19 protein-coding genes and 2 tRNA genes are annotated in these 23,663 nt (G+C 58.0%); 9 read left to right on the top strand and 12 right to left on the bottom strand.

Annotated elements, in window-relative coordinates; translation table 11 throughout:
- Positions 1 to 75 precede the first annotated feature (75 nt).
- Complete coding sequence (fumC, locus tag G518_RS0127180) at positions 76 to 1,476, bottom strand: class II fumarate hydratase (protein WP_028605164.1); 1,401 nt, start codon at positions 1,474 to 1,476, stop codon at positions 76 to 78.
- Between the two features lie 268 nt (positions 1,477 to 1,744).
- Between fumC and G518_RS0127175 the strand changes: the two genes are divergently transcribed.
- The 3 genes from G518_RS0127175 (at position 1,745) to G518_RS0127165 (ending at position 5,169) form a co-directional block, all read left to right on the top strand.
- Positions 1,745 to 3,295, top strand: coding sequence for a fumarate hydratase (locus G518_RS0127175; protein WP_028605163.1), 1,551 nt, complete (start codon positions 1,745 to 1,747; stop codon positions 3,293 to 3,295).
- Positions 3,296 to 3,304: 9 nt separating this feature from the next.
- Complete coding sequence (gene murI / locus G518_RS0127170) at positions 3,305 to 4,138, top strand: glutamate racemase (RefSeq protein ID WP_028605162.1); 834 nt, start codon at positions 3,305 to 3,307, stop codon at positions 4,136 to 4,138.
- Positions 4,139 to 4,326: 188 nt separating this feature from the next.
- Positions 4,327 to 5,169 (top strand): NYN domain-containing protein, encoded by an 843-nt coding sequence (locus tag G518_RS0127165; RefSeq protein ID WP_084652316.1) that lies wholly within the window; start codon positions 4,327 to 4,329, stop codon positions 5,167 to 5,169.
- A gap of 621 nt (positions 5,170 to 5,790) precedes the next feature.
- Here the strand turns inward: G518_RS0127165 and G518_RS0127155 are convergent.
- From G518_RS0127155 to G518_RS0127145, 3 genes are all read right to left on the bottom strand, one after another.
- Positions 5,791 to 6,453, bottom strand: coding sequence for an NUDIX hydrolase (locus G518_RS0127155; protein ID WP_036596309.1), 663 nt, complete (start codon positions 6,451 to 6,453; stop codon positions 5,791 to 5,793).
- A gap of 5 nt (positions 6,454 to 6,458) precedes the next feature.
- A complete protein-coding gene (locus G518_RS0127150; RefSeq protein ID WP_028605159.1) occupies positions 6,459 to 7,760 on the bottom strand; it encodes an MFS transporter in 1,302 nt (433 codons plus the stop codon).
- A gap of 162 nt (positions 7,761 to 7,922) precedes the next feature.
- A complete protein-coding gene (locus tag G518_RS0127145) occupies positions 7,923 to 8,549 on the bottom strand; it encodes a DUF6806 family protein (RefSeq protein ID WP_028605158.1) in 627 nt (208 codons plus the stop codon).
- Between the two features lie 528 nt (positions 8,550 to 9,077).
- Between G518_RS0127145 and G518_RS41175 the strand changes: the two genes are divergently transcribed.
- Positions 9,078 to 9,824, top strand: coding sequence for a DUF333 domain-containing protein (locus tag G518_RS41175; RefSeq protein WP_051237465.1), 747 nt, complete (start codon positions 9,078 to 9,080; stop codon positions 9,822 to 9,824).
- An 82-nt stretch (positions 9,825 to 9,906) separates the two neighbouring features.
- Here the strand turns inward: G518_RS41175 and G518_RS0127135 are convergent.
- Positions 9,907 to 9,991 (bottom strand) — tRNA-Leu (locus G518_RS0127135).
- A 268-nt stretch (positions 9,992 to 10,259) separates the two neighbouring features.
- Here G518_RS0127135 and G518_RS0127125 point away from each other — a divergent pair.
- Positions 10,260 to 11,225: a Bug family tripartite tricarboxylate transporter substrate binding protein gene (locus tag G518_RS0127125; protein WP_028605156.1), complete on the top strand. Its 966-nt coding sequence runs from the start codon at positions 10,260 to 10,262 to the stop codon at positions 11,223 to 11,225.
- Positions 11,226 to 11,364: 139 nt separating this feature from the next.
- On the top strand, positions 11,365 to 11,991 hold the full coding sequence (locus G518_RS0127120) for a 2-hydroxychromene-2-carboxylate isomerase (RefSeq protein ID WP_028605155.1): 627 nt from the start codon (positions 11,365 to 11,367) through the stop codon (positions 11,989 to 11,991).
- A 236-nt stretch (positions 11,992 to 12,227) separates the two neighbouring features.
- Here the strand turns inward: G518_RS0127120 and G518_RS0127115 are convergent.
- A tRNA-Cys gene (locus G518_RS0127115) sits at positions 12,228 to 12,301 on the bottom strand.
- A gap of 329 nt (positions 12,302 to 12,630) precedes the next feature.
- On the opposite strand from G518_RS0127115, the gene G518_RS38815 reads away from it, so the two are divergent.
- The gene (locus G518_RS38815; RefSeq protein WP_051237464.1) at positions 12,631 to 13,185 is read left to right on the top strand and encodes a DUF3617 domain-containing protein; all 555 of its coding nucleotides are present in this window, start codon (positions 12,631 to 12,633) and stop codon (positions 13,183 to 13,185) included.
- 112 nt (positions 13,186 to 13,297) lie between these two features.
- On the opposite strand, the gene G518_RS0127105 is transcribed toward G518_RS38815, so the two are convergent.
- A complete protein-coding gene (locus G518_RS0127105) occupies positions 13,298 to 13,870 on the bottom strand; it encodes an NADPH-dependent FMN reductase (RefSeq protein WP_028605154.1) in 573 nt (190 codons plus the stop codon).
- 265 nt (positions 13,871 to 14,135) lie between these two features.
- Here G518_RS0127105 and G518_RS0127100 point away from each other — a divergent pair, with 265 nt between their 5' ends.
- Positions 14,136 to 15,341, top strand: coding sequence for a CaiB/BaiF CoA transferase family protein (locus G518_RS0127100; protein WP_028605153.1), 1,206 nt, complete (start codon positions 14,136 to 14,138; stop codon positions 15,339 to 15,341).
- Between the two features lie 20 nt (positions 15,342 to 15,361).
- Here the strand turns inward: G518_RS0127100 and G518_RS0127095 are convergent, their stop codons facing one another.
- From G518_RS0127095 to G518_RS37210, 5 genes are all read right to left on the bottom strand, one after another.
- Positions 15,362 to 15,691, bottom strand: a complete 330-nt coding sequence (locus G518_RS0127095; protein WP_028605152.1) for a DUF2149 domain-containing protein — start codon at positions 15,689 to 15,691, stop codon at positions 15,362 to 15,364.
- Positions 15,688 to 16,215, bottom strand: a complete 528-nt coding sequence (locus G518_RS0127090; protein ID WP_028605151.1) for a MotA/TolQ/ExbB proton channel family protein — start codon at positions 16,213 to 16,215, stop codon at positions 15,688 to 15,690. Before G518_RS0127090 ends, G518_RS0127095 begins: the two co-directional genes overlap by 4 nt.
- Positions 16,212 to 20,246: a cobaltochelatase subunit CobN gene (gene cobN / locus G518_RS0127085; RefSeq protein WP_036596437.1), complete on the bottom strand. Its 4,035-nt coding sequence runs from the start codon at positions 20,244 to 20,246 to the stop codon at positions 16,212 to 16,214. The genes G518_RS0127090 and cobN overlap by 4 nt, the downstream gene beginning before the upstream one ends.
- 310 nt (positions 20,247 to 20,556) lie before the next feature.
- On the bottom strand, positions 20,557 to 21,888 hold the full coding sequence (locus G518_RS0127080) for an LLM class flavin-dependent oxidoreductase (protein ID WP_036596435.1): 1,332 nt from the start codon (positions 21,886 to 21,888) through the stop codon (positions 20,557 to 20,559).
- A gap of 155 nt (positions 21,889 to 22,043) precedes the next feature.
- Positions 22,044 to 22,619: a hypothetical protein gene (locus tag G518_RS37210; protein ID WP_051237463.1), complete on the bottom strand. Its 576-nt coding sequence runs from the start codon at positions 22,617 to 22,619 to the stop codon at positions 22,044 to 22,046.
- Positions 22,620 to 23,018: 399 nt separating this feature from the next.
- Here G518_RS37210 and msuE point away from each other — a divergent pair, with 399 nt between their 5' ends.
- The gene (gene msuE / locus G518_RS0127070) at positions 23,019 to 23,585 is read left to right on the top strand and encodes an FMN reductase (RefSeq protein ID WP_028605148.1); all 567 of its coding nucleotides are present in this window, start codon (positions 23,019 to 23,021) and stop codon (positions 23,583 to 23,585) included.
- Positions 23,586 to 23,663 lie beyond the last annotated feature (78 nt).

Here is a 23,663-nt window from a genome sequence, read left to right as displayed (position 1 = left end):
GTATGAAAGGGCTGCGGGCTCGTGGAAGGGGATGCACTACCCCCTCAGATCTACAACGGCTCGCTGGTTTCCCTGTTACCGGGTGCCGACCATATCGCCTGGCTTCACCCAGGCGTCGAACTGTTCAGCGTTGACGTAACCCGTGGCCAAGGCTGCTTCGCGCAGGCTGCTACCTTCCTTATGGGCTTTCTTGGCGATCTGCGCGGCCTTGTCGTAGCCGATATGCGGATTGAGCGCCGTCACGAGCATCAGTGAGCGGCTCACCAACTCCTCAATTCGCTCGCGATTTGGCTCAATGCCCACCGCACAATGGTCGTTGAAGCTCACCATCCCATCGGCGAGCAAACGCACGCTTTGCAGGAAGTTGTGGGCGATCATGGGCCGGAAGACATTCAGCTCAAAATTGCCGCTGGCACCCCCGATGTTGACCGCCACATCATTGCCCATAACCTGGGCGCACAGCATGGTGAGGGCCTCGCTCTGAGTGGGATTCACTTTGCCGGGCATGATGGAAGAGCCTGGCTCGTTTTCCGGAATGCTCAGCTCGCCAATACCGCTGCGTGGGCCGCTCGACAGCCAGCGAACGTCATTGGCGATCTTGGTCAGGCTGGCTGCCAAGCCTTTGAGCGTGCCGTGGGCGTACACAAGCGCGTCGCAGCTCGCCAATGCTTCGAATTTGTTGGGTGAGGTCACGAAAGGCAGATCAGCCAGCCGTGCCAACTCTGCAGCGGCGCCTTCTGCATAGCCCTTGGGCGCATTCAAGCCTGTGCCTACCGCCGTGCCTCCCAATGCCAATTCGCACAAATGCGGCAGCGCGGCGCGCACATGGGTTTCAGCGTGTCCCAGCTGGGCGGCATAGCCTGAAAACTCCTGACCCAACGTGAGCGGTGTCGCATCTTGCAGGTGGGTACGACCGATCTTGACGATATCCGCGAAATCGCGCGATTTGGCATCCAGAGTGGCGCGCAGCTTGGCAATAGCGGGCAAGAGCTTCCCAGTCAGTGCTTGCACCGCCGCCACATGCATCGCGGTGGGGAAAACGTCGTTACTGGATTGGCTCTTGTTGACATCGTCGTTCGGGTGCACCAGCCGAGCCTCGCCACGCTCGCCGCCCAAAAGCTCACTCGCCCGGTTGGCAAGAACCTCATTGAGGTTCATGTTGGTCTGCGTGCCAGACCCGGTCTGCCATACGACGAGCGGAAACTCACCTGGGTGCTTGCCGGCCAGAACCTCGTCTGCCGCGGCGATGATGGCCTTGGCCTTTTCTTCCTTGAGCAGGCCCAGTTTCTGGTTAACCGCCGCGGACGCTCGCTTCACCAACGCCAGCGCATAGATGATCTCGCGCGGTTGCTGCTCACCGGAGATATCGAAATTCTGCAGTGAGCGCTGCGTCTGGGCACCCCATAACTGATTGGCCGGCACGTCAATGGGGCCAAAGGTATCGAGCTCGGTTCGGGTTTGTTGAGAGTTTGTCATATCAAATTACCAGTTACCAATTAACCATAGGGCTCTGCCCCATTGCCCAGCTTGAAGGGCTGGAGCGGTGGCGGGGCAAGCCTTGCCAGATTCATCGTGGAGCGGGCTTTTCCAGGCCACCGGCAGCGCCTTCCACCAAAGGAAGGCGCTTAGGCGGCTCAGGGGGCAATCCAGCCTGTCAAAATAGCGAGTTGGCCGCAACGTTAGCAGATGAATGATGCCCTTACGTTCGTCCTACATATCTCACGAAAAAAAAGGAACCCACGCCATGACCGCCATCAAGCAGGACGACCTGATCGAATCAGTAGCCGCCGCACTTCAATTCATCAGTTACTACCACCCGGCAGATTACATCGCGCATCTGGCGCGCGCGTATGAACGCGAGCAAAGCCCAGCGGCCAAAGACGCCATGGCCCAGATTCTTACCAACAGCAAGATGAGCGCCATTGGCCACCGGCCCATCTGCCAGGACACAGGCATCGTCAACGTGTTCCTGAAAGTAGGCATGAACGTGCGCTGGGAAGGCTTCTCCGGCTCCCTGGAAGACGCCATCAACGAAGGCGTGCGCCGTGGCTACAACCACCCTGACAATAGCCTGCGTGCCAGCGTCGTGGCTGATCCGCACTTTTCACGCAAGAATACAAAAGACAACACGCCCGCGGTCATCTTCACCGAGATCGTGCCTGGCGATACGGTGGACATCACCGTAGCCGCCAAGGGAGGCGGTTCCGAAAACAAGAGCAAGATGGTCATGCTCAACCCCAGCGACAGCATCGTCGATTGGGTTTTGAAAACCGTTCCCACCATGGGTGCCGGTTGGTGCCCTCCAGGCATGCTTGGCATCGGCATAGGTGGTACGGCGGAAAAAGCCGTGCTGCTGGCCAAGCAGAGCTTGATGGATGACCTGGACATGTACGAGCTGCAAGCCAAGGCGGCAAAGCGCGAAAAACTCACTCAGGTAGAAGAGCTCCGCCTGGAACTGTTCGAAAAAGTGAATGCCCTGGGCATTGGCGCACAAGGACTTGGTGGCCTGACCACAGTTCTGGATGTGAAAATCGCCATGTACCCCACCCATGCCGCCAGCAAGCCTGTGGCCATGATCCCCAACTGCGCCGCCACACGTCACGCTCACTTCGTACTCGATGGCAGCGGGCCAACCTACCTGGAGGCTCCTTCGCTGGATCTCTGGCCAAAAGTTGATTGGGTACCGGATACACAAAAAAGCAAGCGCGTTGACCTGAACCAGCTAACCAAGGAAGAAGTCGCCAGCTGGAAACCAGGTGAGACCTTGCTGCTCAACGGCAAGATGCTCACGGGTCGCGATGCCGCTCACGCACGCATTAAAGACATGCTCGCCAAAGGCGAGAAACTCCCGGTAGACTTTACCAACCGAGTCATCTATTACGTCGGCCCAGTCGATCCTGTAAAAGACGAAGCCGTGGGCCCCGCTGGCCCAACCACCGCCACCCGCATGGACAAGTTCACCGACATGATGCTTGCACAAACCGGTTTGATCTCCATGATCGGCAAGTCCGAGCGCGGGCCTACCGCTATTGAAGCCATCAAGAAACACAAAAGTGCGTACTTGATGGCCGTGGGCGGTGCCGCATACCTAGTGAGCAAAGCCATTAAGAAGGCCAAGGTAGTGGGCTTCGAAGATCTCGGCATGGAGGCCATCTACGAATTCGACGTTGTCGACATGCCCGTTACGGTAGCCGTCGATGCCAGCGGCATCAGCGTGCACAACACTGGCCCGGCCGAATGGGAAAAACGCATCGCGTCGGGTGAATTCAAAGGCATTGAGCTGGCTACAGCCTGAGAAAACTCTATGTACCCCGCGCCCATTGGTGTGTTTGATAGCGGCATTGGCGGCATATCGGTGCTGAGAGCGCTGCTGGCCGCACTGCCCGAAGAGCGCTTCGTCTACGCTGGCGATAGTGCGCACGCACCCTACGGCGAGCGGGGTGATGAGTACGTCACCGCGCGATCACAGGCGGTCTTGGAAGGCATGCGCCGTACGCATGGCATCAAGGCCTATGTCATCGCCTGCAATACAGCCACCGCCGCAGCCGGGCGCGTCTTGCGCGATCAGCACACAGACCTGCCCATCATAGGCATTGAGCCTGCCTTGAAGCCCGGCGCCCTGGCCACCCGTACCGGCCGCGTGGCCGTATTGGCCACACACGGCACGCTTTCCAGCGAAAAATTCAGAGTATTGCGCGAACGGCTATCAGGACCGGTTGAGTTCATACCGCATGCTTGCACTGGCCTGGCTTCCGCTATAGAAAAAGAAGCATCCAGCGGGATCCAGACCCACACAGATGCCCTGCTCGATCAGCACCTGAGCGCATTGGGACCGCTGGGTACCGAGCCCGGCCAGATCGACACGGTGGTGCTGGGCTGCACGCACTACCCGCTGATCGTGTCGCGGATTCAGCAGCGCACGGGTCCCACAGTTCAATTGATTGATCCTGGTGAAGCAGTCGCTCGGCATACGCGTGACTTGCTGGCTGCACACGGACTGCTGGCCACAACCCAAGCCCCCTCACTCTCACTGGAGTTGCTAGACAGCGGCGATGGCCAGGCGCTCAGTGCAGCGGCTTCGCGCTGGCTGGATGGAGTTGCGAGCCTGACGAAAGTGCAAGCCTTCGCGACGGCTTGAAATCGCAGCCGGCTTAGGCGACTCGAGCCCGCTGAAACATCATTGTCCATAGCTAACCCGATAAGCCAGCGAGACGCCAGATTTCACTTATAGATCCGGCACGGTGATGTATTAACCGCTCGCCCTGAGCGTGTCGAAGGGCTTAGACTCTTCTCACGGCGAACGCAATTCAAACTTCATAAGACCGCATCAATAATGTCAGTCACAAGGGGAGGCCAACAGTAAACGCATTTCTGATTGACGCAGACAATTTTTCATCATCGGCATGGATAGATGAAGCGTTTCAAATGCTTGAACGGACTGAAGGCTCAATATCAATTCGTCGCGCCTATGGCAGCTCTGAGAATTTGAAGGGGCTGACCGACACGTTACGCATGTGGGCTATTCGCCCATTCGTCAATCTGCCCCTTCCCAAGAACACCACTGACATGTCGCTGGCTGTGGACGCGATGGAGTTGGCCTGCATGGCTCCAAGACCAAAGTTAGTAGTTATCGGTTCGGGCGATCTGGACTTTGTGCCGCTGGTTGTGCGACTTCGGGAGCGTGGCATCAAGGTCGTATGCGTCACCGAACGGGGCAAGATGGCGCAGGACGCTGTACCAGCCTACGATCAAGTGCTTTATGTGGGTGGCGGACAGGTTGATCGGCCCAAGCTCGTAGAGGCCAAACCACTAGCAACGACTCCCGTAAGTGCCGGACCCGAGAAGGCAGCAACAAAATCACCTGCTCCCAAGACTGCAAACCCCAAACCAGCAGCCACTAAAAAAGCGGTGGCAAAAAAGATGCCTGCCAAGAAGGCCACGGGCGCGACGACCGGGGCCGTCACAGTGCAAAAAATACTAACAGCAGCACCAAATCTGAAGGCTGGGCAATGGCAACCATTGGGTGATGTAGCCAAGGTATTGCACGACGAAGAGTTGCTTGCTAAGAGTGCAACCTCGACAAAGCTATTTAATAAATTTCCTCATCATTTCGAGTTGATGCCACCCGGCAAGCCCAATCAAGTGCGCTTTATCTTGCCTCCGGCCTAGCCCCCCGGAGAATGCCTGACTCTTGGACTAGTGAAGGGCGCGATGATCTGCTTACCGATCAATCGATGCATGTGCTCGATGACAACTGAGCGACTGGCCGGTTATCGTCGAGGATTGACGTTTTTTTCATGATTACTGCGGCGCCAGGGTTGCTCATTGACGGAATTTTGCCAAGTTGCTTGGGATATTTTCGCAAATTCAGGTTGTTGCCGCACTTTTCCTAGAAAACAAGTTGACATAAAAATTGACTTTTACGTTCTTGGTTACGCCATCGTTGACGAAAAATGCGGGACTTAAGTAGATTTTTGACGAAAAAATTCAGACTACAGCCCAAAGAGAAAGCGTCCGAGCAAAGTTGGAATGGTTTGAGTTCGAACCTGACCAAGCTGGCCAAGTGATTTCAGAGACGCCAAGCAAGACGATGAGCTGACGGTGGTAGCCGGTATCACGCGCGCACGCGAGATGGCACGGCTGAACGGCAAGGCCGGATAGTTCAGCAGCGATCGATGAGGCTGCGCCAGCCGGTTGATTTGCCTATGGCGACCTGAAACGATCTTTCAATGTGCTCACTCACAATCAAACCCAGGAACGCGCGCAAAGCCCATAACTTGCCACCCTCTGTCACCGACGCGCAAACAGCGGCTGCTCAAAGTGCCCTACGCGAGTGGCACGCCCTCTGAGGCACACTTCAGTGAATTGAAAAATAATGGCCCCAGTGGGGGCGGCGATCCAACCACTTCCGACCGGCATACGAAGCACCGGATGCGTGCTGTCTTCTATGGATTCGAGCAAGGGCGCATCCGGGCGCATGAATTCACTGAGAGGAATCCGGTGTGCGCTTGCCACCTCCCCCTCATTGAGCGTGAACCCCTCTGTCCTACCCGCCCAAACGACCACCGGCGTGATGCAAAAACCTGAGTGGGTCACAAAATCGTCCAGCTTTCCCACTACGCAGTCTGTAGGCAAATCAAGCCCGACTTCCTCTTGAAGCTCCCGGAGTGCAGCCTCCTCGGCTGATTCCCCCGGGTCAATGGCACCGCCGGGCAAAGCCCATTGGCCTGCATGCTTGCGCAGCCCTGCGGCGCGCCGTGTCAACAACATGGCCGGGCTTTCGCTACGTGAGCCGGGTGTTGCGATGCCGGCCAAATCCGCCCCAAATCCTTCGTCGAGAATGGTGAGCGCCACCGCTGCGCGCTTGCTGGATCGTGTCGGATCTGCCGCGCTTCGCTCCCATCCCATCAGCGCAGAGCTAATCTGAGACTTGAAAGCATCGTCGATTCTCATGTGGCTTATGCGTTTAATGCAGCGTCTCGGCCACGCCGAACATTAATGGGCAACAGTGCCAGCAGGCCCAGCGCAAACAAAACGGTGGTCGAGGCAATAGCCACCCGCTGATTGCCCCCTGTCATCCAGGTGATGAGTCCGTAGCTCAAAGGGCCGATGATGCTCGCCAGACGAGTAGCCACGGTCCAGAGTCCGAAAAATTCCGCCAATTGCCGCTCCGGTGCAAACAGGCCCACCATCGCCCGGCCGGCCGATTGGCTGGACCCCATACACAGCCCGGCAATTGCAGCGGCCCACCAGAACTGACCCTTGGTTTGCGCCAAGGCCGCAATAACGCAGGTGACCACCCAGCCCAGCAGAGTCAACGCCAGCGCGCGTTTGTGGCCAATGCGGTCTTGCAGATACCCGCAGCCGAAAGCCCCAGCCGCCGCTGCGATGTTGAGCACGAAGATCAGCACCATGGTTTCCTGTGGCGCGAAACCGATCACTTGCTCAGCATAGATCGCAGCCAAAGTAATCGCTACGGCCACACCGCCCTGATAGGCCACCGTGCAGGCCAGCAACCAGATGAAATCTCGGTACCGCCGCGCTTCACGCCAGGTCTGGTGGAGCTGCCGCAGCGCAGCAGCCAGGCCCTTGCCTTGCCCCGGGATGGCTACCTGGGGGCGTGCACGCTCGCGCAGCAGAGTGAACGTGACCAACGCGGCCAAGCCATACATGGCCGCCGTGATCACCATGGTGACCGGCACAAACTCCGCGGCGGCTTCCTCTCGTGCCTGCGCTGAAAGCACATACGCCAGGCAAATGCCCAGTACCAGCATGCCACCAACATAGCCAAAGCCCCACCCCCAGCCGCTGACCTTACCCATGCCCTCAGGTCGCGCCAATTCCGGCAGGAAAGCGCCTGTAAGCGACTCACCGTAAGAATAGAAGGTGTTGGAAATAATGATCAGCACCATCGCCAGTGCGACGTCGCCAGGACGTGCAAATGCAAGCGCCGCCGTGCTTACAACACACCCGACGGTAAACAGCGCCAACAATCGCTTTTTGGCTCCTCTCAGATCAGCCCAAGCCCCCAGGCTGGGCATGGTGAGCATGACGATGGCATAGGAGGCACTCAGCGCCGCTGTCCATGCGAGCGGGCCCCAGGGCGCCCCCTGCGTCACCGCACCAGCGAAATAGGCCGCAAACACCGCTGTAATGACTACCGTGGTGTAGCCCGAATTGGCGAAGTCATACATCGCCCAGCCAAAAACCTCGCGCTTTTTAACGCCGGGATTCAGCACGTCGGATGAAAAAATGGGCATGCGATCGGCTTTCAAGCTGAACGGGCCGCCAGCTCGCTGCACAGCATAGCGGCAACCAATGACGGCTCGGGCATCACAAGCCCCGGGCGGTGCGCGTGGCCTTGGAACCCATAGCGGCTTCTTAGCGCGTGCTCCAAGGCCTCTGCTCAGGCAAGTTCACGTTCAATGAAGGTGCCGCGGCCTGCGTCCACCGCCATGGCCTGCCCCGCCGCCCCCCGGGCTGCGCGGTGGTTTGCCGAGATCGAGCGAGCTCGTGAGCGCCGTGAAACGGTCGGTAAAGAGCTTGTCGATCTCTGCCACGACGCCCCCCAGTTCGGCGCCATCGAAATGGCGCTCCATGAGGTTTACAACGTCTTCCACCAGCAGGTCGCGTTGCGCCTGCATGATGGCCTCTGGTGTGGGGCCAACGAAGAGCAGCACGAAATCGTCTCGGGACTCCCTGCCGGCGCTTTCGTCGTCTTCATCGAATTGGGCGTCATAGAAAGTGATTTCGATCTGCGCGCCGGCTTCTGAAAGCTCGTTCAGGTTCATGCAGAGCTCGTCAAGCTGATGACGAAAATCATCATCACCTTGCAGCGTCCAGCACATCTGCAACAAGTGCTCGCGCGGATTGAAGCGAATACCTGGCTCATCTTCGTACAGGCTGGTCGAACCATCGGCAAGCGACCGAGCTCCAGCGTACTTCCACAGGGGTTTCAGCGCATCCTGCAGGGTGTCGAAGTCGACATCGGAGCGCAGCTTCACGTCGCCATGCACGTGTATTTCGAAGGGTGCGTCTTGATGACTCATGGCATGTTCCTCTTGATAGTGCCCCTGGCCGGGGCCGAATTCTCTAATGTGTACGCGGGTTCCAAGAGGATCATTGGGACAAAATTGGAACCCAACTTTTCCAAGTTGACGCTTCCACTCCATCACATCTGAAGGTAGCCATCGGCTTTCTACTCTACGAAAGAGCAGTTTACCAAGCTCCTTGCACAGTTTGGAGAGGTCCTATGGCTGACAGCATACCTCGTTGCGGATCAAGATGAGTCTGACGACTTCAGCCCCCATGGCATCTCGAAGCTTCGGAAGACAAGGCTTGCCGCAGGAATGAGAGTGCCCAGGCATTCAAGTGACTAAACGCCTGAATACGCAGGGAATCCGGGGGATTTGTGGATGAATGGCGTGTACTTTAGTTATTTTTACGTATGAGCAGACTTCGCGGGACCAAGTACGGAAATAATGCTTTGTATGTCCATAGACACGACTCGCTTTTTTTTACAAACTGGCATTTCCAGCCACTAGCACTCAATCGCCTCCAACCATCTACCCGACAAGATGCCCAAACCCTACCCATCATCCAATTTCGCTCTCCGCCGCCGGCTTATCGCGCTCTCTTTGGCGGTGGGAGCAGCCTTGGGGGTAACCGGTGTATTCGCTCAGGCACCAGCCTTGCAACTTGCGAACCCGGCATCGCAACATTGCGTAGCTCAGGGCGGGAAGTCGTTGATGGAAAAAACCCCAGGGGGCGGCCAGTACGGCGTTTGCACGTTTGAGGACAACCGGGTTTGCGAGGAATGGGCCATGTTGCGTGGCCAATGCCCCGCGGGAGGCATCAAAGTCACGGGCTACGTGACGCCAGCCTCGCGCTACTGTGCGATTACTGGTGGGTCGTATACCGTGACGAGCGGTTCAAACACGCCAAGCGAAGCGGGAACATGCAAACTTCCCAGTGGGAAGACTTGCCCCGCAGACGCCTACTTTGTTGGCTCCTGCACCCCACGCCTTGACCAACAGCCGGCCAAGGTGGGCGCGGCCACGCCAAAGGCTTCTGCGGTCATTAAAGCGAAATTCGTTTGCGCCGGGTCCAAATCGATTGCAGCCGAATTCGTCAACAGTCCCTCGGCGCAGGTGCATTTGGCTCTGTCTGATGGCCGTAAGCTGACGCTGCCACAGGCTGTTTCTGCGAGCGGCGCACGCTATGCGAACGCTTCGGAATCATTTGTTTTCTGGAATAAAGGCCGAACAGCGTTCGTTCAGGAAGGCGGTCAAACGACCTTCGCAGACTGTGTCCAAACGCCTTGAGTGATCACGCCCGTACCAGCGGCATAGGCTGGGTTTATTTGGAAAAAAACCGCTCCTATTCACACAGGAACGGTTTCCAAACTGGTGCCCGAGGCCGGACTTGAACCGGCACACCTTGCGGCGAGGGATTTTAAGTCCCTTGTGTCTACCGATTTCACCACTCGGGCTTAACGCGCGATGCGCGAAAAACACCAATCCTTTTTGACTCCATCCCTAAAGTGGAAAGCTGAAAAGAATCGGCAGGCCGGGATTTTATGTCAGATGTGCCCGCAAATTCGCCACACGAACGAAAGAAGGCTTAAGCGACACAGAAATGCTGGAGGTCAGAAGGGCCACAAAGCGCTGTCGGGCAGCGGAATAAGCATATGCAGTAGAGGTAGTTGCGCTCTGATAAGCTGACTCATTCCCTGCAAAACCTACTTCAATGGTGCCCATATGCAACGTCGAGAACTTCTTCACTCCGCAGCGTTAGGCGCCTTGGCTCTCTCGGGCGGTCTTGCAGCGGCCCAGTCACCCTCACGCAACCTGCGGGTGCTCATCCCCACTGGCCCTGGTGGCATCACCGACACCATGCAGCGCGCCACCGTGCCGGTCGTGGAAAAGGAATTGGGCCAGACCATGGTGCTCGATTACAAGCCCGGCGCAGCTGGCATTGCGGCCATACAGTCTGGCCTGAGCGCACCTGCTGACGGCAGCACACTCATTGGGGTCTACACCTCGCTCGCCTTCAACCCATGGACCTACTCTAAGCTGTCTTACGACACCTTCAAAGATCTGGAGATGGTGTCTCTCCTGGTCAATATTCCATTGGTACTGGCTGTGGGCCCCGCTGTGCCCGTCAAAACCATAGGTGAATTGGTGGCGTGGGGACGTGCCAACCCAGGCAAACTGACCATCGCCGCATCAGGCCTTGGTGGCGGGTCACACCTGGGTGGATTGCTGCTGTCCATGACGGGTGGCTTCGATCTCACCGTGGTGCCTTACAAGGGAGGCGCTGCCGCCCTGCCCGACTTACTCGCCGGACGAGTCGCCCTCATGTTGGATGCCTACCAGACGCTGCGCCCGCATGCCGAGTCTGGCCGCCTCACCTTGCTTGGCGTTTCAAGCACCAAGCGGCAAGAATTTGCGCCAGACCTGCCTCCTATCGCGGACACTCTGCCCGGGTACTCAACCGCCTCCTGGCAAGGCGTTGCGGTGCGTGCAGGCACTCCTGCAGCCGAGAAGGAGCGTATTTCCCGCGCCTATGCCCGTGCCATGCGCGACCCTGCCATTCGCGCCAATCTCATCTCTCAAGGGCTGGAGCCGGTGGGCAGTTCGCCCAAGGAGTTCACCGATATTCTGCAAACGGACTATGAAAAGTGGGGGCCTGTCATTCGCAAGGCTGGCCTGAAGAACGACTGATACCGAGTTGCGTTAAAGCGATAGACACTGTTTGATGTCGAAGCGCCGCGTAAGGCTTCGACAAGCTCAGCTCGAACGGTTTATGAGCGGTTTATATTTTTGAAGGCAAATCGGCATAAAGCCATAGGGACATCAGAACGTGTTCGCAGAGAGTGAAGTTGCTATCGACTGCTACTACTCGGTACGATCCGTGTATGCGTATTTTGGCGCTGCGCGAATCATCGAACTCGCTCGTCGCACAGGCCGCAAGCTGCGGCACTTCCCTATAGACTTGTCGCAAGTCGTACCCGCTTACGGCAGTACACCATTTGCGGAGCGCAGCGCACGCAGGCGTGCCCATCAGTTCGAAGTTGAAGTGAAACGATGGAGCGAGTGGCTAAAGATCCCCGTGATCGTGCACCCTGTGTATCACCGCGGCGACAGGCTCCTGCCATCTTGCTGTGTGCTCGCGGCGCAAGCCTTGGGTGAAGACGTAGATGGTTTTTCCCTCGCAGTGCTCACTGCGCTGTGGAGGCACGATCGGGATATCGGCAATGCAGATGTACTTGCCTCCATCGCTCAAGATTGCGGTGTCTCAGCCCGCGCGATGCTTGATCTGGCGCATTCTGAGCAGGTGCAGCTGGAGTTTCAGCAATGCACCGAGCGGGCCATCGCACAAGACGTACCAGGCTCGCCTACTTATGTGATCGGGAACGAGCTCTTTTATGGGCAGGATCGGCTGATGTTTGTGGAACATCATCTGACGCACAAGGCATCAAGCCAATAGCTCGCGTCTTTCGACTCTTGCGTCAGGTAGCCAAGCTCAGTCGCTTAGCCGAACTCGTACCTTGATCTCAATACGAGCAGACAACTCAAGTAGGCGGACAGAACGATCCGTCTCGCAGTAGCAGTGCTACTGATTTTAGGTAGCCGCGAGGCAATTTTCGCCCTGATTGAGACCAGGAAACAAAAACGCCTCGGCTATGCGAGGCGTTTAAGTGTTTGATTTTTATATGAAAAATCTGGAGGCGCGATCCGGAGTCGAACCGGACTAGACGGATTTGCAATCCGTTGCATAACCGCTTTGCTATCGCGCCATGCTGAAAAACCTGCAAAAAAGAAAGCTGAGCTTACTTTCAGTGCCGATCTTAGCTAAGACTTAAATTATAGCCTTGTTCAGGGCCGCTCTGATCAACAATCCGTTCATCTGAGCCTTGAGGAACCTCTGCAAACCCCTCACGACCCGGATGGCCGCCCCACCAGATCACCGCCTCCAGGCGGTCTGCTGCGTTGATTCTTTTGCCGATCGCACGAGCTATTGGCTGTAAAACTCGCCTTGCAGCCCATCCCGTGGCCAGCGCCCTGCATCCGCGATAGGTTTTGCCGAGGCTCCTAAGGAACTACTCGAAGAACAAATGACGATGTCATGACCATGCCACAGCTGTGTGCCATGGTGAGGGATTCGCCTCCTTGCCGTGTTCCGTCATTCGACAACGCCTTTATGCCCATACGCGCCACCCTTCTTTCCTTGCTCGCCGTGCTCGCCTTTTCGGCTAACTCCGCCAACACCCCTGCTGGCAGCAAACCTGCCCCGCGCCCCGGCCTTTGGGAGCAGGTGATTACAGGCAACAGAACGCCTTCCCCTATTACGCTGAAAGTCTGTGTGGGCCTCGCTGACGACAGCGCCAACTCTTTCGGGGCTCCAAACGCGGAGGACGATGCAGAGTGCCAGACCAATGAGGTCAAGCGCGTTGGAAACGACTTGAGCTATCTCAGCGTATGCCGCATGAACAAAGGCACGATGACCAGCAAGGGAACCGTCACGGGGGACCTGAACAGCCGATACCGTACCACTGGCACCATTGAGGTCTCAGGTTTGGCGCTGGCTCCTGGCGAACCCAAGATCAGCCGCGTGGAGATCATCGCCCGTTACCTTGGGCCCTGCCCTGCCGGCCTGGAGCCGGGCGACGTCGCGCCCTGAACGAGCAAGGCAGCGCTCAACGGCGAACCCCCGATGCGAGGGACCCGGTTTTTATGGCGGCCTGCTACAGCCGGGTACGGCTAAGCTTTTGCAAGACCAGCCTCGTCCCGCATTATTTGGCGCGAAGGGTTTGAAGTGCCTTGGTCCAACGCAGAAGTTCATCGAGCATGGTCGTGGCTGACTGCTGATTGATGGGGTTGGCGGCCAGCCCACCTTCTGCCTGAAGTTGCTGCGCGACGTTCACGACCGAGACACCCTCGAACATGGGAACAAGCTTGAATGTGTTCACCAAGCCCTTGGCGACCTGCACGGACCTCATTCCCCCCGAAATACCGGCGTAGCCAACAAAGCCCACTGGCTTGTAATTCCACTCACGTGCCAGGTAAGTCAGCGCATTGACCAGCGAGACAGGGGGTGCGTAGTTGTATTCAGGAAGAACAAAAACAAAGGCATCGGCCTGCTCGACACTGGCGCTCCAGGCACGGGTGTGTTCGTGGACATAGCGGCCGAAACGGGGGTGCTCAGGTTCATCGAAGACCGGCAGGTTGAACGAAGCTAGATCGACCAGCTTGGCATCAAAGCCACCGTGGTTTTGAGCCACACCATGCGCCCACTCGGCGACCACGGGGCCTACGCGCCCGGGGCGAGTGCTGCAGATTAGCGTATGAAGAACAGGACGTGTCATGAATGTGCTTGATAAAGAAGAAGAAATCGACGAGCCTTAGATAGCAGGAGGCTGGCTGACAGGGAAACTGCCGGGGCAACGGGTATTGCCAATCCACGCCCGACAGGCTCCCAAGCACTGGATGGTAGCGATCTTTAGCAACGTACACCTCCTAATGCATATTCGGATGGGCGGCAATGACCTATAGGAAAACACACTAATTTTTAGCTTTCGACGACCCGCATGTTGGCCGGCGGATCAACCAAAGAAATATGACGGAGACAAAATGAGTTTGCCATTCAGCCAAGTAAAGATCCTGGACTTCACACGTTACATCGCCGGCCCCTTCGCCACCTTTCAATTCGCGGTTCTCGGTGCAGAAGTCATCAAGGTGGAACCCTTGGAAGGAGACCCTACGCGCGAGGTCACCAAAGACAAAGTGTTGGCCGAAGCCAAGATGTCGCCGATGTTCCTGGCCATGAACCCCAACAAGCGCAGCCTGGCGCTAGACCTTAGATCACCGGAAAGCATTTCGATCATTCGCAGCTTGATCAAGGATGTGGACGTAGTCTGCGAGAACTTCCGGCCCGGCGTGATGGATGCCATGGGCCTAGGCTACGAAGCTTTAAAAGAACTGAACCCTCGCCTGATCTATTGCGCGATCTCGGGGTTTGGCCAATCCGGCCCGGAGCAATACACCGCGGCGTTCGACGGCAAGATCCAAGCGATGTCAGGGGTCATGGCCATGAACGGAGAGCCTGCAGGAGGGCCCATGCGCATTGGGTTTGCCGCGTGCGACCTCATGGCTGGCATCACGGGTGCATTCGCCATTTCGAGTGCTTTGTTTGAACGAGAGAAAACCGGGCAAGGCGCGTTTCTGGATGTCGCCATGCTGGATTCAGCGTTGTCATTCTTGTCTGCGCAAGTGTGCGAGGCGACGATGACCGGCACACAGCACACACAGATTGGAAACAAATCGGTAAGTGGCAAACCCACAGGAAATAGATTCAAAACCGGTGACGGCGACATTGTGCTCGCGGTGATGAAGGAAAAGCAGTTCACCAATCTCATGCGCACACTGGGTCACCCGGAGGCGCTGGAAGACCCGCGCTTTGCCAACTGGTCCATGCGTGTGGAGCACGAACCGGCGTTAAGACAGTTGATTGAATCCGCCATGTCTACCCAAAGCGCAGAGTATTGGGAAAATACGCTCACAGCGGCAGATGTTCCCTGCGGGGCTATCCGCCGGGTCGATCAGATCATTCAGCATCCACAACTTGAGCACCGTGCGGTGCTGCAGAAAGTCCAGACCCCAAAAGGAGAGTTTCAGATGGCGGTCTCAGGCTTTCAATGGCCAGACAAAGCGCCAACGATCGAAACCTGCGCGCCACTGCTCGGCCAGCACACGGACGAGATCCTGCTGCAAGCGGGGTACAGCGTGGAGCAAATCAGGCAGCTGCATGAAGCGGGGACTTTGGGGCCAGCGGCGTAGAGCGTCTCCGTCTGCATCTCTCAGTCTCCCGCGCCAGGCTCCGGCACGTAGACCATGGAGCCATCCTTGAGACGGTAGGCCACACCTGCCTTCGCCCCCTGGCCTTCGCCGATCTCTCCGCTGGCACGATAGCGGTCAACCTTGTGGCCATCCTTGATGATCACTTCCATGTTCTCCTTCCCGGGGTTCTTGATGACCGTGACGGATTCGGCGCTGAATGGGTTGACCGTACTATTGGCAACAGCCAGCAGGAGCGCCGCGATGATGACCAGGAAGACGTCGATCAAATTGACGACTGACAAGATGGGATCGTCTGCATCCAGATCCTCCATGAGACGAAGCCGGCTCATCGTGCCCCCTCCACAGCCAGCGTCGCCACGGGATCGTAAGCTGGGACGATGGTGCCCTGCTCAATGTCTGCCAGATCCACTGCATACCAGCGTCTCCGCACATTGACCACGGTGTAGCTGATGGCTGCGGCCAGTAGCGCCAAAATCACGGAGGAGAACGCGACCATGAGGTTGCGAGACACGTCTGTGAATTGCCCATCTGCCAAGGCCTTCAGCGCCGGGCCCATGGGAATCATGGTGGCCACAAGGCCCAACATGGGGGCCACTCGCGTGGCGATGCGCGCAAATTCCATACGTTTTACAGCGAGCGCCTCCAATTCAGTCAGCGTAAGGCCAGGAGTGCGGGCGCGTGCAACCATCAATTCGAAGCCGCCTGCCTGCCTTCGGTGACGTTGCCAAGCTTGCCAGATGAACGCACCCAGCGCGTAGAAGGCGTGCACAAATAGCACAGCGATGGCAATAAGTACGGGATAGAGAAACAACTGGCTGGCGTCATACATCGCCGATTCGATGGGATTGTTCATAGTGCTTTAAGTCCTTCGGAAAAACGATAGCGAGAGCGCTGACGCCATGCACCGGATACGGACACGGCGGCCAGCAGCAGCGCAAACACCGCAGCAGCAGGTTTGAATGGAAGGGGTGGTTCGGCGGGCTGCACTGGAGTGAGCCGCATACCACTGACTTGTGGTGGATCTTCCGGCTGGGTGGATGCTGAGTCCGGTTCTGCCTGAGGTTCCGACGAGGGTTGAGGGGTGACCTCCTGCTTGGTGGCAATTGCGGCCACCAAGGCGGGAGCATCCAGGCCAAAGCCGCTGGCGCGTACAGATGTTCCCTCCGCGACGAAAGCAGTGAAGCGAGCGTTGTCGCTGCGCACATCAAAGCGGCGAGAGAGTTCGCTCCACCGGTTCTTGAGGTCGCGGACGGATGTTTTATCGGCCTGCCAGTAGCCTTGGCGAGCAGCTTCAAGCATCCGTTCTATCGTCTGGGCGAGAGCGTGAGGGTTATGCCGTTCGAACCAGGCATCAAGGCCCAAGCGGTGTTTGTCTTTGACATAAACATCGGCCATCTCCTGCCATTGGTCATCGCGCACGATCTCTCTTGCTGCGGCAGTCCATCCCCAGAAATTATTGGTGGCGTCCAATACCTGGAGGGTGCCCGCATAACCTTCCTTCATCAGGCCCTTGATGTAGCCTGGATGGAATTGGCGTGTCGCCAATTCCTTGGCCAGAAACTGTGCTGCGCCTTCGACCCGCCCGCTGCCCGAGCCACGCAGATTGCTGATGAATAGTTGCGGCGCCTTACCATCCAGATGGCGCACCGCAAGCCCTATGCCCCCCAGATACTGGAAGGGATCATCGGTTGTCAGCATTCCATAGGTGTTGGAGCTGCGCGAGAGCACCGCTGCCTGCGTGCCGCCCAAGTGCTCAGCATAGAGGTTGCCCGCAGCGCCTTGGCCACCCGCCGGCAAACTGCCCCATTCCGATTCATCAGGCCCGTAGGCGTACTGCATACGCGAGAGGTAGAGCTCAGCGAGCTTGCGATCACCTTCCTCTTTGCCCTTCCATGTATCAGTGGCGAGAACCGCGTCATCCAGTCCGGTTCCGTAACGGCCCGATTCCGATGAGAAGATGCGTGTCTGACCTGCTCGCAGCGCGGCGCCCTCCTCCATCCCTCGGGCGCGTAGCCGGGAAGCAATGGCACGGGCATTAGCAGCCAAAGGATTGTCTGGTTCGTCGGCTTTCGCTGCTAGCTGAACTGCACGGGCCAGTTGCTGCATCGCGTTGGGAAAGTGGTCGCGGTACAAGCCGGTGGCGGAAAGCACAACGTCTACGCGTGCACGGCCAAGCGTTTGCCTTGGTACAAGGCGTACGCCTGTCACCCGCCCGCCCTTATCCCATACGGGTTCAACACCCATAAGCCAAAGCGCCTGCGCCTCAAGCATGCCCTGGTGGCGCATGGTTTCCACCGACCAGAGCGAGAACGTAATTTTCTCAGGCGCTCTGCCACCGTGTTGCTCACGATAGGCTGCGATAAGTTGCTCAGCTGCCTGCTTGCCAGCTTCCCACGCCTGAAGAGTGGGAACGCGCGAGGGGTCGAAACCATAGAGATTGCGGCCGGTGGGGTAGGCATCGGGGTTTTTAATGGGATCTCCGCCATAGGAAGTTTCCAGGTAGCGCCCAGCCAAGACTGCTAGCAGAGCAGGAAATTCGTTCTGCGCCCCGATGGCTTGCCACCACTGGCGAGCCTGCGCCATCTGTGCGCGCAACGGTGCGGGCAGTGCATCGTCACGCTCGCTCTGGATCAAGTGGCGCTCGAGCAGTTGGTACGGTGCAGTCTGAGCCATGCGCTCATAGTCGCCGACCAGCGTTTCATCAACGTCCTCGGGTTTCGTGCCTGCGTGCCGCGCAGCCGCCTCCCAGTACGGGCGACCCAACATCAGCAGCACAGTACCCAAGCGGTGCGTATCAGCGGGTGCGACGCCCAGTGAGTGCAAGCCCAACGGTTGCGCCGTTTCCGCCAGCTCATGCAGGTGCGCGTGCAAGTAGTTCGCGAAAGCAGGGAAATCAGCACGCGCCTGTGCTGTAGTAGTCCCCATATCAGCGACGATGCGCTGCTTGTCTGCGCTCGCCAGTAGATCCACCGCAATACGGTCCTTCACTGCACCCTCATCTTGTGCCATCCAAGCGTGCAGCAGGTCGTGAAGATCGGTAAGTTGTGCGTGCAACCCTGCTGGTTGAAACGGCGGCGTTTGATGGCTCACGATCACCGCACGGCCGCGACGGCGTGCCTGCTGAGCCTCCCCGATGTTGTCAGCAATGTAGGGATAAGCCACTGGTACGTCACCCACTGCCAGCATCCCCGGGTCGGTGACGGCGAGGCCGCGCTCCTTTCCGGGTAACCACTCCTGCGTGCCATGTGTGCCGAAATGCACGAAAGCATCACCTGCATGCTGTCGGGCCCACAGATAGACAGCCAGGTAATGGTGCGAGGGCCACGCGCTCGTGGAGTGATAGAGAGACTTTTCCTTGTCTGCCCACTTTTCACCCCGAGGCGGTTGCGGCAGCAATGCAAGCTTGCCTAGAAGGAGCCGCGGAATCACGAAAAACGCTTGCCCATCTTCGCGCAGCACCATAGAAGAATCTTCGGGTGCACCCCAGCTGTCTTTCAAAGCAATTTGCGTGGCAGCCGGTAGAGTGGCCAGCCAGGTCCGGTACTCCTTCACAGGAAGACGCTCCGCCAGATTGTCGCGAAGCAGCGGCGCAAGCATGCCATCGCGGTAGGCGGGTGCGAGCAGGCGCTGCAGCTTTTCCACAAGCGGATCCTCAAGCTGAGGCTCCGTGTCATAACCCGCACCGCGCAATGCTGAAAGCATGGCCTGCATACTGCGAGGCACGTTGAGGAACGAAGCTGAGAAATTTTTCTCGCCCGGCGGGTAATTCCAGAAGAACACAGCCAGACGTTTTTCTGAGTTCGCTTTGCGTTGCAGCTTCACCATGTTCATGGCTTTTCCCACCAAGGCGGCGGCCTGCGCGGAAATAGGCATGATCTGCTCATCTCCAGCGCGCGTGGCAGCCGTAACCTGGATATCCACCACACCCGCGTACTCAGGCTGCGCCAGGTAGAACGGCACATCCATGAGCGGCACGCCCTGTGGATTAGCTGCCCACTCAGCCTCACCTCCACGTCGGTAAGCCATGGCCTGTACCACGGGGATGCCCATGCGTGTAAATTCCGCGCGGCGCTCATCCGCGTTCAAGATGATTTGGGTATTGATGAGTGCATCCGCTAGCACGGGCGAACCTTCTCCGCCCGGTTGCAGCACGCGAGTGAAGCCGCCAGCATCAAGCATGGGGGTATAGAACGGCAGCGCAATACCTCCTGCGGCTTCAATACGTGCGATCAGGTCATCGATGAAAACTGTCTGCATCGATGCGATGTATTGCTGATGCAATGAGATTCCAATCACCGGACGACGCCCCGCCTCCGGTGGATTGCTTCCCTGCGTTCGCAAGTACGCCACGGGGTCAGCCATGACCAACCCCTTCGTACGCGGGTGATATACACCGGTTTTTGGAAATACCACGGGATCGGGTGCCGACGCCATGGCATCACGCCCCTGGAGCTGGGCTGCCAGCGTCACAAAGAACCCTTCGAAGTTCTGCCGCCCACCACTACCGTAGTAGCGAATAAGCCGTTGCGCCACAGTCTCTGGCAGCCCGCCGCCCCAGGCAGGACGGGCGTCATAAAGCCAGGCGTTCGGCACCGCGAGCGAGGGCAGCGCGCGGGCAAGATGGGCGCGTACCTCGTCTTGCAGATAGCTGTCAAAGAAGACGGCGTCATAACCACGCCAAAGCCCGCCATCCACATCGGAGGGAAGACTATTCAGAAAACGTACTTCGACCTTCAAGCCTAACGGCCGCGCTATCTCATCAAGCTGATGAAATTTCCCTGCGGGCACATTGCCAGTGGCAACAAACAGCACGGATGCTGCATGCACCACGCCGGCCATTAACAGCATGACAGCGCAAAGCAGCCATCTCTTGAGTCTCAACATAGTGTTCAGTGCTTCTGTCTCGGGCACGAGCTGATAGCACAACGGACTGATCCATTGCCCCGCCTCGTCAGAACTCCAGCCGCGCGATAGCGCACAGCAATGGAAATTCCGCCCCTAAATGCAATTGATTCGCATTTTTATTCTGACACCGCAGGTTGGAATAATTAATGACCTAGGTCAACACGGCATCAACCAGAGCACAGTTTCTGAAAATTACCCACGATCCCAACTCCGACAGAAGGGCGCGCTGGGAGCACGATCGCTGGAGGCACCGTGTTCAAACCTGTTGGTGGCCAACCCTCAAACCGGATCATCCAGCGAAGAACTGATTGCCTGGGCGGGGCAATCCCAGGTGCTCGCGCAAAGTGTTGCCCTGGTAGGCGCGCCGGAAAATTCCCCGGCGCTGAAGCTCAGGCACGACCTTGTTCACGAAATCCAGCAAGCCACCGGGTAGCCATGGGAACATCACGTTAAACCCATCACTGGCGCCGGTTTCCAGCCACAGTTGCATCTCGTCAGCTATGGACTCAGGGGTCCCCACAAAGGCCAAACCAGAATAACCCCCCAGGCGCTGCGCAAGTTGGCGCACTGTGAGGTTCTCCCGTTGACCGAGTTCGATCGCCCGCTCACGGCTGCTCTGACTGGCATTGGTAGGAGGGATCTCAGGGAGCGGTTGATCCAGCTCGAAACCCGACACATCGTGCCCCAACGCGATCGAGAGAGAAGCGATGGCGCTATCTTCGTGTACCAGGCTGTCGAGCCGGCTCCGGATCCCGCGCGCTTGCTCGAGCGTATCGCCGACCACGACGAAGGCGCCGGGCAAAATCTTTAAATGGTCCGGGTTGCGACCCACAACGCGCATGCGGCTCTTTATATCGGTATAGAACCGGCGTCCGTTCTCCAGGGTACCGGGCGCTGAAAACACCACCTCCGCGGTTTCTGCCGCAAGTTGGCGGCCAGCCTCTGAGGCGCCCGCTTGCACGATAACGGGCCAACCCTGTACGGGTCGTGCAATGTGCAGCGGGCCACGCACTGAAAGATATTTGCCACGGTGGTTCAGCACGTGCAAGCGCGCTGGATCGAAAAATCTACCGCTTTCCGCATCACGCACGAATGCGTCGTCGGCCCAACTGTCCCATAGACCCGTGACTACACTGTAGAACTCACGCGCACGAGCGTAGCGCTCGTCGTGTTCCATCGACTCGCTGCGGCCAAAGTTCAGCGCCGCATCAGGATTGGAAGTGGTCACGATGTTCCAGCCCGCGCGGCCACCGCTTAGATGATCCAGCGAGGCAAAGCGCCGGGCAATGTGGAAAGGCTCGTCAAAGGTAGTCGACGCAGTGGCGACCAGACCAAGACGTGTCGTGTGTTGCGCCAGCGCCGACAACAAAGTGAACGGCTCGAATGAGCTGACCGTATGGCTGCGCTGCAGAGATTCGATCGGCATATTCAACACCGCCAAATGATCTGCCATGAAGAAGGCATCGAAGCAAGCACGCTCCAGCGCTTGCGCCAAAGTCTTGAGGCGCTCGAAGTTGAAATTGGCGTCGCGCCACGCGCCCGGATAACGCCAAGCACCAGTGTGGATGCTGACCGGGCGCATAAAAGCGCCTAAGTGCAATTGCTTTGGAGTGCTGCTCATGTCGTCATCTCGCAAAGAAAGCCAATTTAGCGCGCTGGCGCCTACAGTGCCACGACGCTTTCCGTCCATGCTTCTGCAAAAACTGCACAAGGCAAACGCGGGTTACGCGCGCACGCAAGGCTACTTCTTTCGGCGGATAAGCGATCTCAGGCGCCCTACTCCTCCTGTGCTTCGTCCATGCGTGCAAGCAGGTCGCCAACAAAATCGTCGAACAGAGGCAATGTTGGTGTTGGCGCACCAGTCGGTTCAGCCACCCAACCATCTGCTGCGCTGAACAGACGAATGGCATCGAATTGGGGTTCTTGCCCCGCATCGAAGCAATGCGGCAAGCCCGCCGGCAAGGCCACCCAATCACCCGCCTCACACAACAGGCCCAGAAACCCATCGTCGTCCCGGATGTAGAAAAGGCCAGTGCCCGCCAGGAAGAAGCGGATCTCTGCATCTGAGTGCTGGTGCTCTGTCAGAAACTGGCGTCGCCACTCAGGCCATCGAGAGTCATCTGGCGCGATGGCGACCCGGTCCGCGCTACGCAGCGGAAAATCCTCCCCCAAAGCCGCCAACTCAGGGCCGTAAACAGCCTTGAGTTCGGTCAGCCCATCACCCACCAAGGGCCTCAACGGCCAGCGCCCCCAGTGAACGCCAGCTCGTGTGAGCTCCTGGCTTACGAGGTGGTCGCAGACCCAGGTTTCACCCCACCGCCCGGCGGAATCAAAACGTACCAATGCAACCATATGCCCCTCTCATACTGAGCCGCGTAATCGATACACACTGTTCGGGCTGAACAAAAATTGCCATCAGAACAAGAGCCTTCTGCACCTCTGCGAAATGACGTGTGAGCGCGGCAGCACGCCGGCGACGAGGATTGCGCATGGAATCGCTTGTGTGTGGTGCGCGTTCTGCGCGGTGCAACCAGTATGCGGCGCAACGGTTTTCCGCGGAAACGAATCTTTCAGGCTGTACATATTCGTATTCCGGCTATCAAAGCAACCCTCCGATGCAGGCACGCGAGCAAGAGCCACGGCAGCAAGAACTCGTTTTTCTTCTAAGCAAATTGGTTTTGGTTCGTTGGCCGCCCGGAGTGCCCAGCCTAAAGTCAAACTCCCTTCGCAAACCATCCAGCCATCTGCTCTATGCCTATTCCTCTCGACGTCGTTGCTGTGGTCGGCAGCACCTCTCAGCCATCACGCACCAGGGCGCTGGTTGATGCATTGCTGAGCGCACTTGAGGAACGCCTGCTGCTGCGCGTGCGTGTCATACAGCTCGGCGAATTCGCCCGCCCGCTCGGGCAAGCGCTGGCGCGCGACGAGTTGCCTGCAGAGATCGAGAAGCAGCTGCAAGCGATTGAGTCCTCCACTCTATTGATAGTGGCAACGCCGGTTTACCGAGGCAGCTATCCCGGTCACTTCAAACACCTGTTCGATCTCATCGGCCAGGATGCTCTGGTGGAGAAACCCGTGTTGCTGGTCGCCACCGGTGGCACCGATCGGCACGCCCTCGTACTGGACCATCAACTGCGTCCGCTGTTCGCGTTCTTCCAATCCCTGACGCTACCCATCGGCGTGTATGGAGCGAATGCGGACTTCGAGAACTATCAGGTCACCAGCCCTGCGTTGCAGGCCCGCATTGCACTGGCTGCAGACCGGGCGGCACCACTGTTCATCGAAAACCAGCGACCACTGCTGAGGCGGGCAGCCTGAGAAGGTGTAAGCGCTGCCACTGACCTACCCTTTGTCTCCTTGCCTTTGTAACTCGTTCTAAGGCAATTAGAGCCCTGC

The sequence above is a fragment of the Ottowia thiooxydans DSM 14619 genome, assembly GCF_000422885.1.
Lineage (GTDB): Bacteria > Pseudomonadota > Gammaproteobacteria > Burkholderiales > Burkholderiaceae_C > Ottowia > Ottowia thiooxydans.
Note: the sequence above shows the minus strand (reverse complement) of the source record. Positions and strands in the feature narration are given on the sequence as shown.

What these genes read in the sequence shown, in the direction of transcription:
- G518_RS0127095 (WP_028605152.1), bottom strand. Translation starts at nt 15,691, where the DNA reads ATGAGCCGGCTTCGTCTCATGGAGGATCTGGATGCAGACGATCCCATC.
- G518_RS0127145 (WP_028605158.1), bottom strand. Translation starts at nt 8,549, where the DNA reads ATGAGTCATCAAGACGCACCCTTCGAAATACACGTGCATGGCGACGTG.
- G518_RS0127100 (WP_028605153.1), top strand. Translation starts at nt 14,136, where the DNA reads ATGAGTTTGCCATTCAGCCAAGTAAAGATCCTGGACTTCACACGTTAC.
- G518_RS0127175 (WP_028605163.1), top strand. Translation starts at nt 1,745, where the DNA reads ATGACCGCCATCAAGCAGGACGACCTGATCGAATCAGTAGCCGCCGCA.
- fumC (WP_028605164.1), bottom strand. Translation starts at nt 1,476, where the DNA reads ATGACAAACTCTCAACAAACCCGAACCGAGCTCGATACCTTTGGCCCC.
- G518_RS0127125 (WP_028605156.1), top strand. Translation starts at nt 10,260, where the DNA reads ATGCAACGTCGAGAACTTCTTCACTCCGCAGCGTTAGGCGCCTTGGCT.
- G518_RS0127105 (WP_028605154.1), bottom strand. Translation starts at nt 13,870, where the DNA reads ATGACACGTCCTGTTCTTCATACGCTAATCTGCAGCACTCGCCCCGGG.
- G518_RS41175 (WP_051237465.1), top strand. Translation starts at nt 9,078, where the DNA reads ATGCCCAAACCCTACCCATCATCCAATTTCGCTCTCCGCCGCCGGCTT.
- G518_RS0127080 (WP_036596435.1), bottom strand. Translation starts at nt 21,888, where the DNA reads ATGAGCAGCACTCCAAAGCAATTGCACTTAGGCGCTTTTATGCGCCCG.
- G518_RS0127155 (WP_036596309.1), bottom strand. Translation starts at nt 6,453, where the DNA reads ATGAGAATCGACGATGCTTTCAAGTCTCAGATTAGCTCTGCGCTGATG.
- cobN (WP_036596437.1), bottom strand. Translation starts at nt 20,246, where the DNA reads ATGTTGAGACTCAAGAGATGGCTGCTTTGCGCTGTCATGCTGTTAATG.
- G518_RS0127150 (WP_028605159.1), bottom strand. Translation starts at nt 7,760, where the DNA reads ATGCCCATTTTTTCATCCGACGTGCTGAATCCCGGCGTTAAAAAGCGC.
- msuE (WP_028605148.1), top strand. Translation starts at nt 23,019, where the DNA reads ATGCCTATTCCTCTCGACGTCGTTGCTGTGGTCGGCAGCACCTCTCAG.
- G518_RS37210 (WP_051237463.1), bottom strand. Translation starts at nt 22,619, where the DNA reads ATGGTTGCATTGGTACGTTTTGATTCCGCCGGGCGGTGGGGTGAAACC.
- murI (WP_028605162.1), top strand. Translation starts at nt 3,305, where the DNA reads ATGTACCCCGCGCCCATTGGTGTGTTTGATAGCGGCATTGGCGGCATA.
- G518_RS0127090 (WP_028605151.1), bottom strand. Translation starts at nt 16,215, where the DNA reads ATGAACAATCCCATCGAATCGGCGATGTATGACGCCAGCCAGTTGTTT.
- G518_RS38815 (WP_051237464.1), top strand. Translation starts at nt 12,631, where the DNA reads ATGACCATGCCACAGCTGTGTGCCATGGTGAGGGATTCGCCTCCTTGC.